This window comes from Bacillus sp. SIMBA_031 (assembly GCF_046535225.1).
GTDB lineage: Bacteria > Bacillota > Bacilli > Bacillales > Bacillaceae > Bacillus > Bacillus velezensis.
The window spans coordinates 1-282 of record NZ_JAWRXC010000139.1; the positions used below are offsets into that span (position 1 = coordinate 1).

The 282-nt window shown below is 59.9% G+C and carries 1 protein-coding gene; it reads right to left on the bottom strand.

Features of this window, described 5'->3' with window-relative positions; all coding sequences use genetic code 11:
- Positions 1-268: FHA domain-containing protein (locus SB724_RS19820; RefSeq protein ID WP_410572513.1), on the bottom strand; the 268-nt coding region annotated here is incomplete at its 3' end.
- Positions 269-282 lie beyond the last annotated feature (14 nt).

Consider the following 282-nt stretch of genomic DNA (forward strand, 5'->3'; position numbering starts at 1 on the left):
AGACGGAGAACGTCGAGTTGCCGCAGAGAATCGTTGATTCGGCAGTTACGGAACTGTGACGAATGGGGTGTCCGTCCACCAGTACGGGATTGGCCGCTTCCATGTTCGTCAGGGTAAGCGTGGTGCTGGATACCTCAAGTACGGCGTGCTCTCTGGACATACCAGGATCCGGTACCGGGACGTCCACAGGACCCCTGCCGATTCGGAACCGGCCACGATGTAGTCGGAAGACGCTGCCTGCGCTCGGGCCGGAGTGGGTCAGCAGCATCAAAGACGCGGATT